Here is a 13,935-nt window from a genome sequence, read left to right as displayed (position 1 = left end):
GCACAACCTGAGTAAATTTCATGTTAGAATGAGCGGCTTTCAGCACGATCAATCTGACCGTGCGTCTATACCCATCGAGATTATTTAAGTATGTCGACCGCTTATACCGCTCAGACTGCGCCAAAGGCGCTATTTGATTATGACAAATATTGGGCATCTTGCTTTGAACCGGCCCCATTTTTGCCAATGTCGCGTGCTGAAATGGACGAACTGGGCTGGGATGCATGTGATTTCATTTTGGTCTGTGGCGATGCTTATATCGACCATCCTTCTTTTGTGTCAGGGATTATTGGTCGTGTGCTTGAAGCACAAGGCTTTCGCGTCGGGATTATTGCGCAACCAGATTGGACCAATGTCGAGGCTTTCCGCATATTGGGGCAGCCGACCATCGCTTGGGGGGTTACCGCAGGCAATATGGATTCAATGATTAACCGTTATACGGCCGATCGTAAAATCCGTTCTGATGATGCTTATTCACCCGATAACTTGCCAAACAAACGTCCTGACCGTGCTGCCACAGTCTATTGCCAACGTTGTCGTGAAGCTTTCCCAGATACGCCAGTACTATTAGGTGGAATTGAAGGTTCATTGCGCCGTATTGCACATTATGATTATTGGTCGGATAAAGTTCGTCGCTCGATTTTAATGGACTCAAAAGCTGATTTGCTGATGTACGGTAATGGCGAGCGTTCCATTGTCGAAGTGATGCATCGTCTGGCACGTGGTGAGAAAATCACTGAGATTACCGATGTACGTGGCACCGCATTTATTATTAATAAACATAATCGTGCTTCTAAAGCCAAATTTGTAGAAATCGCGTCGAATGATGTCGACAGCGTTGGCCGTGTTGATCCCATCATCAATCCTTATGTGATGACTGAAGATCTTGATGGTTGTGAAATCGAAAAAGACAAAGGCAATAGCCAAACCAAATATCAAAATTTCCAAAAAGAATTGGTCAGTAATCCCATCGTACGTGCTGGTGATGGACTTGCCGCGGACACTCAAATTGTGCAGTTACAGCCTGCGAAAAGTAAGGCAATTAAACATAAACTGCCACCACGTGAATTGGCGGTGATTCGTCTCCCTGACTTTGAACAGGTAACCGAAGATCCCGTGCTATATGCACATGCCAACCGTATTTTGCATTTAGAAACCAATCCGGGTAATGCGCGTGCATTGGTGCAGCGTCATGGCGAGCGTGATGTGTGGTTGAACCCACCACCGATTCCATTGACCACCGAAGAAATGGACTATGTGTTCGATCTGCCTTATGTACGTATGCCACATCCGTCCTATGGTCAGGCACGTTTTCCTGCTTTTGACATGATTAAGTTTTCGGTCAACATTATGCGTGGCTGTTTTGGCGGTTGTACTTTCTGTTCGATTACGGAACATGAAGGTCGAATTATTCAAAACCGTTCAGAAGAATCGATTTTACGTGAAGTCGAAAAAATTCGTGATACGGCACCGGGCTTTACCGGGATTATTTCCGATCTTGGTGGTCCAACAGCCAATATGTACCGTTTGCAGTGTAAAGATCCTGAAATTGAAAAAAATTGCCGTAAGCCATCGTGTGTTTATCCGGGGGTATGTCAAAACTTACATACTGATCATGCACCACTGACCCAGTTATACCGCAAAGCGCGATCACTGCCGGGGATCAAAAAAATCTTGGTGAGTTCAGGTTTACGTTATGACTTGGCGGTACTCAATCCTGAATATGTCAAAGAGTTGGTACAGCATCATGTGGGCGGCTATTTAAAAATTGCGCCAGAGCATACCGAAAAAGGGCCATTGTCGAAGATGATGAAACCTGGCATTGGTGCTTATGATCGCTTTAAGCAAATGTTTGAGCGTTTCAGTAAAGAAGCGGGTAAAGAGCAATATTTAATTCCTTATTTTATTGCTGCGCATCCGGGTACGACTGACTATGACATGATGAACTTGGCGATTTGGCTCAAGAAAAATAATTTCCGTGCCGATCAGGTACAGACCTTCTATCCATCGCCAATGGCCACAGCCACCACCATGTATCACACCTTGAAAAATCCGTTGGCCAAGGTGGCGCGTTATACCGAAGATGTGGATATCGTCAAAGGGGATAAGCGTCGTCGCTTGCACAAAGCATTTTTACGCTACCACGATGCCAACAACTGGCCATTGCTGCGTCAAGCCTTAAAAGACATGGGGCGTGCCGATTTAATTGGTAACTCGAAGCAGCATTTAATTCCGACTTATCAGCCACAAAGTGTGGAAGGGGATTACAAGGCTGCACGTAAAAAGAATTCGAGTGCGGCAGGTGATTCGCAAAAACGCCACAATGATTCACGTGATCAAAATAATACGCAGCGTTCACGTCAGCCGAAAAAAGGTCAAATTTTGACGCAACACACTGGTTTGCCTCCACGTGAAACAGGTGAGACACAGCAGCGTCAAAGCCGTAAACCGACAAAAGGCCAAGGTCCATTTAAAACTAAAGCCAAAAGTTAAAGCAGGAAAAGTTTAAATTCTGCTGAAAAAGAAAAGCCCAACCCCAATCGAGGTTGGGCTTTTGAAATTTCGGGGAATGGATGGTCGACTTAACTTGCTTGGCAATGCGATTTAATAATTTTATGAAGGTTATATTACAGTGTTCTGTACATCACGATCGCGATATAAAAGCTTGCTGAATTAGTGGAAAGCATAGAATAAAAGAGTATTAAGTTAATCATTCTTTGGAAAATGTGGTTGTTTTTTAATCTTGATGTCGGTATAACAGTATTTTGAAGCTTTGTTCATTTACGTGTAACATTATAATAATAGAATTTGAGTTGCTTCTAAGTAATATTAAAAAAAGTATAGAAGGTCTTATTTTAGAGACTTTGGTGATTCAATTGAAAGGAAGATATCGCAATTGTGTCTTAGGCTTAAGTAATATTTAAATTAAATAATTCGACAGTATAATTGATAAAAATAAAGGTTGAGAAACCGAAGGATCAATTATAACGATATGAGGTAATCGGAATGGATCTGATGATTATTGCAAGTTTGGTAGTGTTCTGCCTCGTTATGATTTTGGCTTATCGCCATGTACAACGAAAACAGCAGAAAGATAGTGCACTTCGACAAAAAGCAGTACTAAATAGTAATGCCCAACTGATTTTCAGCCGCGTTAAGAGTGCATTACCACAAGCATATGTATTGGCACATGTCTCTTTTGATGCCTTATTAACCACTAAATATTTACATACTCGGCGTAAATACCAGAAAATGGTGGCCGATTTTGTCGTGCTCGATCAAGACTATCGGGTTATCGCCGTCTTGGCACTTGATGATTTAAATGTCATGAAACGTTCTAAAACAGCAGCTTATCAAGATGCGCTGTTAGATGCTGCCGGTTATCGTGTGATTCGATATATTGGTATTCCCGAATCCGACCAGTTATGTGAAGATCTGAAGCTTAAACAGAGCTTTGCTCCTGATTCAGAGTTGTGCACTGCACAAATTGTACAGCCTAGTCCACTTTATGCTGAACGAATTGCCCGAATGCGTGCTTTTAGTTAGTCGCAAAAAATGCATGATGATCATGCATTTTTTATCTCTGGTGTGTGCTTAGGGTTTCACAGCCACCACGGTCATTTCCACCAAAACGTCAGGGCTATACAGCTTTGCTTCAACGCAAGTACGTGGTGGCGCTTGGGTATCCGCACACCAAGCATCCCAAACCGCATTCATTGCCGTATAGTCTTGCTCGATATCTTTTAAGAAAATCATCACCGACATAATATGATGTTTATCTGTACCTGCTTCTGCCAGTAATTGGTCAATGAGCGCTAAAGTTTGCTCAGTTTGTGATTGGATTCCGACGCTGGTATCACCGGCCAATTGACCAGCTAGATGAACCAAATGGCCGGAAATGGCCACTTCAGAAAAACGCTTTTCTACATGTAAACGTTGTACAGCCATGCATTTGCTCAACATAAAATAATGTGACTCAGTGTACGTGAACTTGAGTCTGCTGCAAACTATAGAACGCCATCTAGCATTTCAATCCGCATTAACTGCTTCGATTGAAAAACGAAATAACAGCGTTGTTCAGGGCAAATAATTAAATTGCCCAAATTGAGAAAGCTAATTTTGGCATCACGCAGTTGGTTTAAACATTTGGCGATGGTGCTATCGGCTGGGCAGAGTTGTTGTAAATGGCTGCGTGATGCTGTGGTATTTAGGTTCATGTTGATCTCATTTAAATAAAAATTAAAGACATAGAATGAAGCTCAGTGCATTCTATGTCGGGTTGTGTGCTGTATCGAAGTGTTATGTTTCTGCTGAGTCGGATGTCATGGGTGCTGCAAGCTCGGACTTGGACTGCACCGCTTTATTTTGGATTTGATACCAGTTTACATGGCGGGTCACAAACATCACGGCAGCCAACAGACAGAAGGAAATAATTGCACCAACCAAGAATGTTTTGCTATTGGATTGCAGCAATAGATAGATCATGGCGTAGAGTAAACTCAACATGACACCAAATCCTGCTGCGGCTTTCACGCTTTGCATCACAAAATATAAGTACCAAGTAATCAAGCTAATACATGCAATTGCCGCCAAGAGATAGGCCAGTGCAAAGGCATAATATTCACTGATCGAGAGTAGCAATACAAAGAAGAGGCCTTGTGCCATGGCGACTAAGCTGTATTGAATCGGATGGATCGGCAGTCCTTTGAGCACTTCAAACAAGAAGAAGCAGGCAAAACTCATAAAGATAATAATGATGCCGTATTTGATTGCACGGTCTGTTTGGGTATAGACATCTGCAGTCTGTAAAAACTCGGTGGTTAAGCCAATTTTGTCTGTGGTGTTTGAATATTCGGCTTCGGCTGCAGCTTGTGGATTTGCAACAGCTATTACACCAGCCAGACAATCTCGGCTGTTGCATTGCGCTAAACGTGCGAGATTTTGTTGTCCGATCGCGATGTTTTTCCACTGTGCACTAAACTGTTGTTCAGCACTTTGTTTTTCAAAAGGCAGATTTTGACCATCATATTTGACATCTGCCCAGTTACCTGTGGCCTGATATTGAATCGATTGACTGGTTGGAATTAAGGTAAAGCTGCTTAAGCCATTGCTGTCTAGATTTAGATTAAAATCGAAACCTTGTTGTAAGTAAGCTTTGATTTCAGGGCGTTGCTGTACTGAAATGCGCATAAAATTAAACGCTGTAGACGAATCATCTTGTGGGCTAAACGCAAACTGGTAAGTATTCCCCGCAATTTTCATACTGGGTTTGCTGTTCAGGCCGCGTGGGTCCTGAACGGGTAATACAATTTCGGCTTTGTCCCATTCATAATCTTGTTGTTTTGTATCATTGGCTAAGAATTGACCCTGTGCGGTGAGTTGGGTATTAAAGCTAATCGCTTTGTAAATTCCACGTTTATAGTTGTCATCACTCACATTAAATGTAGTGGTTACATCACTGTGTTGCGCACCAATAAAGGCCCATCGTTGCTCAAGACATGCATATTTTTCGTTTTTTTCATTCAAGCAGGTACTTGCCGCCTGATAGGGCACCCGTATAAAGGGGCTAACAATGGTTTGTGCACTGATTTGTGATTGTGAAATATCACGGATAAAGTCGTGTTGATAGCTTTGACGCTCGGTGACTAAACCTGAAATAAAAACCAAACCCACATAGGCAATGATCACCAGTAGCATGACAGCAAATAATTTTATGCCAATATAATGCGCGCGCATGGGCGCTCCTTACACGTATATTTTTAGATGCGCTGAGTGTGCAAGATCGAGATGTCTTTTATTTGAGGAGAAATTGAGTTTTAAGTGAAGTTCTTGTGAAGTTGGATGTTGACCAATACCCCGGACTGATGTGGACCAATGCTGGCGAGCTGGTTGGCGGCACAGTTTTCAATACTGATTTTTCCATGATGTTGTTCAATGACTTGCTGCACAATACTCAGTCCAATGCCAGAGCTGCGTTGTTGGGTGACTGGCCTTGCTAAGGAGAAATAGCTTTCAAAAATCCGTTGCAGTGCAAAATCTGGAATGGCGGGGCCTTCATTGAATAACTGAATGTGCATCATTTGCTGCGCATCAACATAAGTTAAGTGTAGCCAAATTTTGGCATGATTCGGTGCAAAGTCTAGGGCATTGTCCAACAGGTTGTGCAGCATTTGATTGAGCCAAAAGCGATCCGCCTGAATGAAACAATGGCTTTGAATATCGACTAGACATTGAATGTTTTTTTGCTGTAATTGACTGTGCTGCGCTAAGGCTTGCTGCAACAGTTCAGATAAATTGAGATGGTGTAAATCGAGTGCATGTTTTGATTTTTCTAAGCGTGTGAGCAATAACATACGATCGACCAAATGCTTGAGACGCTGACTTTGTGCATGAATATGCGCTGCAAACTGTTGCTGATCGTGCAGCGGTAGGTCTTCTTTTAATAATTCGGCACTGGCTTGAATGGCGGTTAATGGGCTTTTTAGCTCATGGGTTAAGTTATTGACATAGTGTTCGACATAGCCACGGTCTTCGAGTTTTTCACGCATTTGCTCAACAGCTTGTGTCACCAAATTAAGCTCTTGAGCTGAATTGAAATGTGGTGCTTGATTGACTGGTGCCAAGGCTTGGGCATAGCGGCGCACTTTATCTATGCTGTGTTTGATCCAGTACGCCACCAAGCTGGCCAGAAATAAACTGATGAGTCCAATCCAAATGGCTTGTTGCAATAAGTTGTCTTCAGCACGTTGAATATAGCCTTGGACTGAAACACTGGGCTTGCCAATACTGACCACGCCAATCAATTGCTGCTGATAAAAAATTGGCGCAGCGATATACATGGTATTTTGACCAGGGTCATAACGGTTTGGGGTAGAACGCACGCCATACTTACCTTTTAGGGTAAGGTAGACATCATTCCATTTAGAGTAATCCTGACCGACGCTTTGACCTTGTGAATCGTAAATCACGATTCCTTGTGCATTGGTGATATAAATTTGCTGATTAATTTTTTGTTTGTTTTGCTGCCAGATGGTCGCGTTAAGTTTGCGGTCTAAAGCATTTTGTATTTTTTGATTAAACTGCGCTGTACTAATTTGACCAGTAACCATATCTTCAGCGACTAACTCGGCAATAATATTGGCATTCTCTGCCAAAGTATCTTCGACCACCTGACGCACATTGGGCTTAACTTGCTGATTGAAGGCATAGGACATAAACCACAGCCCCAATAGAATTACCAGACCAAAGAAAAACCAAATCCGCATAAAAATTGACATGGGTTAATCCAGCCGTTTTAAGCGATAGCCAAAACCACGATGGGTCACAATGGGCTCTGGTTCTGCTGCAACCTGTTTCAGCTTTTGCCGCAGACTTTTAATGTGGGTATCGACGGTTCGTTCTAAACTGTGCTCGGGATGTTCCCAAATATGATCCATCAATTGTTGTCGACTAAACACCTGTTCGGGATGATCGAGGAACAATTTTAACAGGCGATATTCATAACGAGTCAGTTGTAATGCCACCCCAAAATATAAAATTTGCAGTGCATCTTCAAACTGTTGCCATATTGGTGGTGTGGCCTGTTGTGCTGCATCTGTTTGCGTAGCGGCAACTGGTGGTGCATGTGTGCATAACTGTTGTTCAAGCGCGTGTTGCTGTAATGCCATGCGTCGCCAAATGGCTTTGATCCGAGAAACAATTTCACGTGAACTAAATGGTTTGGCACAATAGTCATCGGCACCGATTTCTAAACCCACAATCCGGTCAATTTCATCGTCACGCGCGGTTAAAAATAACAAAGGCGTGTGTTTAATATTGCGAATTTGCTTACAGACTTCAAAGCCATTTAAGTCAGGCAGACCGACATCGAGAATAATAAAATCAAAATCTTGTTGTTGTACAAACTCAATGGCTTGCAAACCTGTGTTGGCCCAAACCACCTGCCAATCCTCACGTTCCAGCGCATAGCGTAAGGGCATCAGAATAGCGGCATCGTCTTCTACGCAGAGAATCTGTTTTTGAACGTTTTTCATGGTATCTATTGCTATAAAATCAATTGAATCAAGAGTGTTGTTACAGTGAAGCAAATTTAGTGTATTCGATTTAAGTCAATATTGGCAGAAATAATAAAAGATGGTGGATAGGTCGGGCATTATTTTTGTTTGAGACAGATGCTGATGATATTTGAAATGGGGGGATGGCGAGGCAGGTCTTGCACAGATTTACTTGAGTGCCCTGTCATTTACGGATTTGATCGTCACGCTAATCACAGGACAACATGCTAAAAGTAAAGGTGATTTTTAGCATCTCAGGTATACATTGGATAAATGTACAATGCGCATTAGATTACGCTAAATTTAGGCAAAGTGGGCAAGTATTTGTGTGAAATCTGTGCGATTGCCTAATATTTGATCGGGTTGAGCCTAACCCCATAATGAGAGTTGTTGCTCTTGTTGCTGCTCAGACAATTGATAGACCCCAATGCCTATCAGTCGAAATTGATCTTGCTCTGGAATATACATTTCATCCAATAATTGTTCGAGTACCAGTGATAGCTCATCTTGGCTATTTAAGGCCTGCTTAAAGCTTTTACTGTGCTGTAAAACTTGAAAATTTTTAAGCTTTAATTTGGCGGTAACCCCCCGTGCCGAGAGCTGTTTTTGTTTGAGGGTTTGCCAGACTTGTTGCACGAGCTTATCCCAATAGGGATGACATTCGGCCAAAGTAAAATCTTGATCAAATGTGGTTTCTTTGGAAATTTGCTGACGTTGCCGTTCGGATTCTACTGGACGTTCATCAATGCCTTGCGCATATAAATAGAGCTGCTTGCCGTATTTGCCAAAGTGATAACTCAATATATTTTCATCTATTTTTTGCAAATCCCCCAAGGTTTCTAGTCGCAGGTTTTTGAGCTTTTCATTGGTGACACGACCCACACCAGGGATTTTACTGAGGGCTAAATCTTGAATAAACGCTTGAACTTGATGAGGCTTAATCACACAAATGCCATTCGGTTTATGCCAGTCTGAGGCGATTTTGGCTAAAAACTTATTCGGTGCCACACCGGCAGATGCGGTTAGCCCCGTTTGGGCAAAAATATCCGCTTGAATACACTTCGCCACTTCAGTTGCACTGGCAAGATTTTTTAGATTTTGGGTCACATCTAAATAGGCTTCATCGAGGGATAGTGGCTCAATCAGTGTCGTATATTGCTGAAAAATTTGATGAATCTGCGCAGAAGCTTCACGATATTTATTAAAGTTAGGTTCAATGACAACCAACTGTGGACACAGTTTACGGGCTTGGGTCATCGACATCGCGGAACGTAGGCCAAAGCTGCGGGCAGGATAAGAGGCAGCGGCAATCACTGCACGTGGATGATTTGAGGAAATCACCACCGGTTGTTGTTTTAAATCAGGATGATTACGAAGCTCGACGGATGCATAAAAGGCATCCATATCGATATGTATGATTTTTCTCATCTCACTCATGACCTAAGCCGCATTACTTCACTTATGTTAATCGAAATTGACGAGCAGATGATGCCGTAGAGAACAGGGTGCGACATTGACTGTCTCTTATTCCTTTTCAGATTTACTTAATCGGTTCACCACAGACGTAAAATAAACGGTGAAGATTGGAAAAGCAGTCATACCGGTTGCCGCCAACATCGTGGTAATTATTTTTCCAACATTGGTATAGGGAATAATATTTGAACCGACGGTGGTGACAGTCATGCCTGCCCACCAAAGTGCATCACGATAGTGCTGTACTTCGAAATTCACATTTCGCTCGAATATGAAAAAAATCAAACTCATGGAATAGATAATTGAAAATAACAACAATAAATAAGAGATAAAAATGGCAGTGGTATTGCGCTCGACCAACAATAAAATCAACATCACCAGTGCAACTCCACCGCGGAGTAAAGGAATGAAGCTGATTAAGTAAATTTGTTCTTGGGTTAAATGGATTGAGCTGTAATCTAAGATTGCGAGATAAGGAATCGATAAAAATAACAGGATTGAGTATTTCGCCATAAATTTTAATTTGTTTTCTGAGAAATAGAAAAAAACAAAAAAACAGACTGTGAAGCAAATACAAATCCAAAATTGAATTTCAAAATAAATCGAATGCGCTAAAAAAGAGTCGTGGCGAAAGGTCTCAATGGAGATGCTTATCACCAAAATAAGAGAAGCAACGATAATTAAAGAGTTTAATACTTTTATCAGTGATTTTTTGTTATGCATAGTATAAGGCTTTAAAATTTCAAAGATTCATGGCAATAGAATGAACAGAAATTAGCTTATACGAAAGCTCTTTTTCGTAAATTGTAAAACAGCCCCGATATGGTTGATCAATGAGCGCTTTATTTAACGAATAAATAGAACTGATCTGAGCGCTAATGCTAATCTTGTATGGCTTTATTTGATCGTTTAATCGATTGATAAAAAATTTATATCGCTGATGAATCGGAATCTATTTATGAAAAAATTATTGTTAACGACTGCCTTATTGGGCACTTCTATCTTATTCACAGCATGTTCACCAGCAAAAAAAGAGACGACTGAAACAACGCCAGCTTCTGCACCTGCTGAAGTTGCATCAGAAGTAGTTGCCGTATCTACGCCTGTTGAAGCAGCATCAGAAACAGCGGGTGCAAGCACAGCTGAAATTGCAACATTCTATGGCAATTGGGTTGAACCAAACCCGATTAACGATAAAGAAGTTCAAGGCTTCACTTTAAACCAAGACTTGAGTGCTACTTCGATTAATATGGAAACGCTAAAATACCAGTCTTGGGATTATAAAGATGGCAACTTAAGTTTGGTTGCACTCAGTATTGGCAATAAGCAATCTGGTACAGATAAAACAACCTATAAAGTCGTTTCTGTGAATGAAACGACTTTGGTTTTAGATGATCAAGGTCAACAACTAACGTATAAAAAACAAAAATAATTTTGTTTAAAAAGCACGGTCATCGACTTTGGCCGTGTTGATATACAACTGCAATATGCAGGTTTCACTTTTAAAGAGCCTGTAAATAAAACTGTGTAAATGCTGAATATCAGTGCCAAGCACTAGACTTTCTCGAGGCGCAAACCGTATTACTCAACTCCTTGCGCCTTGAGGAAGTTTTTCCAATCTTGGGCATTGCCCTGAAATACATTGAGATCAACAGCAGTGTTGATGCCACTGATTTTGCCTTGATTGCTGTATTGCCAAAGCAGCCATTTTCGATCTTTGAGTTGCGGTTGCGCTTGATAAGAACGAATCCAGATCGGGGTTTTCTGAAAAGAATCCATCAAGATCATATGATAAAAATTCGGCGTGGTATAAAAAATAGGTGTTTTGCCATAATGCTGCTGTAGACGGTCGTGCATTACTTGAATTTGCTTGAGTAATTGGTCTTTTTGCAGCTGTGCCAAACAAGCACTGTCGTACTCTAAGTCCAGCACGGGTGGCAAGCTATTCGATTTTTTCGGGACAGTATGGATAAAGTTGTCTGCCTGAACCTTGCCATCACGACATAAACGAAACACATGATAAGCCCCAACCCGTAAACCTTGTTCTCGTGCTGAAAGCCAATTTTCTTGGAAGCGCGGGTCAGTATAATCACCCCCTTCACTGGCTTTTAGGTAGACAAACTGCATGTTTTTAGGGGAAATATTGCGCCAGTTAATTTGACCTTGGTGATGTGAAGCATCCATCCCACGAATGTTGAACTGTGGATCAGGTGTTGCTGCAATCGTGGTTGTGCCAAGTAAGGCCAGTAGACCGTAGCCAAAGGTTTTTCGAAACTTATGCATTGTTTTGGTCTTTTGGAATTTGCCAAAAAATGATGGCGGTTAAAATATTCAAGGCACCTAAGCACAGAAAAGTCAGGTGAAAAGCCAGTGTGGTTTGGTCTGTACCATAATATGCGGTAAATAAATTGAGTAAGGTGCCTGAAAATGCCACGGCAATACTCATCGATAACATCATGATCATCGACAAGAAACTATTACCACTGCTGGCATCTTGTTGCGCTAAGTCTTTGAGCGTGAGCGTATTCATGCTCATAAACTGCAACGAGTTGAGTGTGCCGAACAAGAAGAAATGCAGGGCACGAATGCTATCTGGCGTTTCTGCGGTACTCAGCGCAAAACTGGCAATACAGGCACCGAGCAATAAAGTATTGGTGATGAGAAAGGTACGATAGCCAAATTTTTGGATGATCGGGCGAACAATTGGCTTGGAAAACAAAGAGCCAAGCACAATTGGGGTCAGCATGATCCCCGTCATAAAGGGTTCCATGCCAAATGCAATTTGTAGCATTAACGGCATCAGAAATGGAATCGCATTGCCACTTAGGCGCGCAAAGAAATTACCCAGTACCCCAACCGCATACATTTTATTTTTAAATAGCTTACTGCGAAACAAGGCATTTTGATGGGTGTGTGCATGATAGGCATACCAAAACATGGCAAGGAAGCCCATCAGTAACAACCCGACACTGAGTTGGCGTGAGCTTTGTGGATTGGCAATGTGCTCAATCCCCAAGGCGAGCCCAATCATGGCGATAACCAACAATACAAAGCCGCCCAAGTCAAACCGCTTAACACTGGCTTCGGTTAAGTTTGGCATGGCTTTAAAGCTTAAAAAGATACCGACAATTCCCATCGGTATATTGATCAAAAAAATCCAGTGCCAAGTGGTATATTCCACCAACCAGCCACCAATGGTTGGCCCCATGAGTGGGCCTGCGAGGCCAGCCAAACTCATCAAGCTCATGGCGGAGAGAAATTGATCGCGGGGAATAATACGCAGTAAAGCCAAGCGACCTACAGGCATTAGCAGCGCACCGCCCAATCCTTGAATTACACGAAATACAATCAGTTGATTAAAGTTCTGTGATAAGCCGCAGCCAAGTGAACCCAAGGTGAAAATAATAATTGCGGCTAAAAAAACATGACGTATGCCATAACGATCTGCCAGCCAACCACTGAGTGGAATAAAGGCAGCAACCGCAAGCACATAACTAATGACCACATTGTGCATGCGCAGTGGATTTTCATTGAGGCTCTGTGCCATCGCGGGTAAGGCGGTGGTCACGATGGTGGTATCGAGCCCTTGCATGAAAAAGCCAATGGCGACGAGTAACACCAGTAAACGAAATTTCGGCTGTAAACGTCGATGCTGTTGTGTTGGCATAATGATGATTATTAGCAGTTTAAAAAGTAACTGAGCCTAGTGTAATGCAAAAACAGCAGCATCATTTCAGATTAAGGTGTTTAAACTGTGAGCACTGCCGTTGAGTCCATATTTAAAATAATTTCAAAGACCTGTTCGAGGTCATTGCAGACCAAAAGTTTGTCACGATGTTGTTGCGGTAAAAAGCCCGTTTCGGTGGCGTGATCAAGCTGTCCAATTAAATGGTCATAAAAGCCATTCACGTTATATAGCATCATCGGTTTTTGATGCCGGTCAAGCTGGCTCCATGTCGCGATTTCAAGGATTTCCTCAAAAGTACCTAGGCCACCAGGTAGGGCAATAAAGGCACTGGCGCGATCAGCCATCATGGCTTTTCGTTCATGCATACTTTGTACAATATGCAGTTCAGTTAAATCGGGGTGTGCAATTTCATAATCGAGCATAAATTCTGGAATCACCCCGACGGTTTCTCCACCTGCTTGTTTGACGGTGTCGGCAACTTGGCCCATTAAACCAATACTGGCACCGCCATAGACGATCCCAAAGCCATGTGCAGCAATTTGTTCAGCCAGTTGGATGGCACTTTCACGATAAATAGGATCATGTCCTGAGCGGGAACCACAATAGAGGGCGATTAATGTTTGTGTTGCGGTGTGCTGGGTATTGAGTATTTGATTGGTCATTGGTTTTATTAAACTTTCCTTCAGCGCTTTTTAATACTTAATCTAGCACGATATTTTT

At 42.2% G+C, this 13,935-nt stretch carries 13 protein-coding genes; 3 read left to right on the top strand and 10 right to left on the bottom strand.

Going from position 1 to position 13,935, the window contains the following annotated elements:
* Positions 1 to 90: 90 nt before the first annotated feature.
* Together FD716_RS17210 and FD716_RS17205 are read left to right on the top strand one after the other, a co-directional pair.
* Positions 91 to 2,493 carry a YgiQ family radical SAM protein gene (locus FD716_RS17210; protein ID WP_139853450.1) on the top strand — a complete coding sequence of 801 codons (2,403 nt, stop codon included), beginning with the start codon at positions 91 to 93 and terminating at the stop codon, positions 2,491 to 2,493.
* Positions 2,494 to 3,006: 513 nt separating this feature from the next.
* Positions 3,007 to 3,546 (top strand): DUF2726 domain-containing protein, encoded by a 540-nt coding sequence (locus FD716_RS17205; RefSeq protein WP_139853449.1) that lies wholly within the window; start codon positions 3,007 to 3,009, stop codon positions 3,544 to 3,546.
* A 48-nt stretch (positions 3,547 to 3,594) separates the two neighbouring features.
* On the opposite strand, the gene FD716_RS17200 is transcribed toward FD716_RS17205, so the two are convergent.
* The 7 genes from FD716_RS17200 to FD716_RS17170 form a co-directional block, all read right to left on the bottom strand.
* Positions 3,595 to 3,948 carry a RidA family protein gene (locus tag FD716_RS17200; RefSeq protein WP_139853448.1) on the bottom strand — a complete coding sequence of 118 codons (354 nt, stop codon included), beginning with the start codon at positions 3,946 to 3,948 and terminating at the stop codon, positions 3,595 to 3,597.
* 59 nt (positions 3,949 to 4,007) lie between these two features.
* On the bottom strand, positions 4,008 to 4,217 hold the full coding sequence (locus tag FD716_RS17195) for a hypothetical protein (RefSeq protein ID WP_139853447.1): 210 nt from the start codon (positions 4,215 to 4,217) through the stop codon (positions 4,008 to 4,010).
* Positions 4,218 to 4,299: 82 nt separating this feature from the next.
* Positions 4,300 to 5,736, bottom strand: coding sequence for a cell envelope integrity protein CreD (gene creD, locus FD716_RS17190; protein WP_139853446.1), 1,437 nt, complete (start codon positions 5,734 to 5,736; stop codon positions 4,300 to 4,302).
* An 80-nt stretch (positions 5,737 to 5,816) separates the two neighbouring features.
* On the bottom strand, positions 5,817 to 7,277 hold the full coding sequence (creC, locus tag FD716_RS17185) for a two-component system sensor histidine kinase CreC (RefSeq protein ID WP_139853445.1): 1,461 nt from the start codon (positions 7,275 to 7,277) through the stop codon (positions 5,817 to 5,819).
* Between the two features lie 3 nt (positions 7,278 to 7,280).
* On the bottom strand, positions 7,281 to 8,033 hold the full coding sequence (gene creB, locus FD716_RS17180; protein ID WP_139853444.1) for a two-component system response regulator CreB: 753 nt from the start codon (positions 8,031 to 8,033) through the stop codon (positions 7,281 to 7,283).
* 390 nt (positions 8,034 to 8,423) lie between these two features.
* The gene (dinB, locus tag FD716_RS17175) at positions 8,424 to 9,482 is read right to left on the bottom strand and encodes a DNA polymerase IV (RefSeq protein ID WP_139853443.1); all 1,059 of its coding nucleotides are present in this window, start codon (positions 9,480 to 9,482) and stop codon (positions 8,424 to 8,426) included.
* A 96-nt stretch (positions 9,483 to 9,578) separates the two neighbouring features.
* Entirely contained in the window at positions 9,579 to 10,040 is a 462-nt protein-coding gene (locus FD716_RS17170; RefSeq protein WP_171477067.1) for a two pore domain potassium channel family protein, read from the bottom strand.
* 445 nt (positions 10,041 to 10,485) lie between these two features.
* Here FD716_RS17170 and FD716_RS17165 point away from each other — a divergent pair, with 445 nt between their 5' ends.
* A complete protein-coding gene (locus FD716_RS17165) occupies positions 10,486 to 10,959 on the top strand; it encodes a lipocalin-like domain-containing protein (RefSeq protein WP_171477066.1) in 474 nt (157 codons plus the stop codon).
* Between the two features lie 149 nt (positions 10,960 to 11,108).
* Here FD716_RS17165 and FD716_RS17160 read toward each other — a convergent pair whose 3' ends face one another.
* The 3 genes from FD716_RS17160 to FD716_RS17150 form a co-directional block, all read right to left on the bottom strand.
* Complete coding sequence (locus tag FD716_RS17160) at positions 11,109 to 11,810, bottom strand: glycoside hydrolase family 25 protein (RefSeq protein ID WP_139853440.1); 702 nt, start codon at positions 11,808 to 11,810, stop codon at positions 11,109 to 11,111.
* Positions 11,803 to 13,194 (bottom strand): multidrug transporter subunit MdtD, encoded by a 1,392-nt coding sequence (mdtD, locus tag FD716_RS17155; RefSeq protein WP_139853439.1) that lies wholly within the window; start codon positions 13,192 to 13,194, stop codon positions 11,803 to 11,805. Before mdtD ends, FD716_RS17160 begins: the two co-directional genes overlap by 8 nt.
* Before the next feature lie 80 nt (positions 13,195 to 13,274).
* A complete protein-coding gene (locus FD716_RS17150) occupies positions 13,275 to 13,877 on the bottom strand; it encodes an LOG family protein (protein WP_139853438.1) in 603 nt (200 codons plus the stop codon).
* Positions 13,878 to 13,935 lie beyond the last annotated feature (58 nt).

It is taken from the genome of Acinetobacter pullicarnis, from assembly GCF_006352475.1.
Classification (GTDB): domain Bacteria; phylum Pseudomonadota; class Gammaproteobacteria; order Pseudomonadales; family Moraxellaceae; genus Acinetobacter; species Acinetobacter pullicarnis.
Note: the sequence above shows the minus strand (reverse complement) of the source record. Positions and strands in the feature narration are given on the sequence as shown.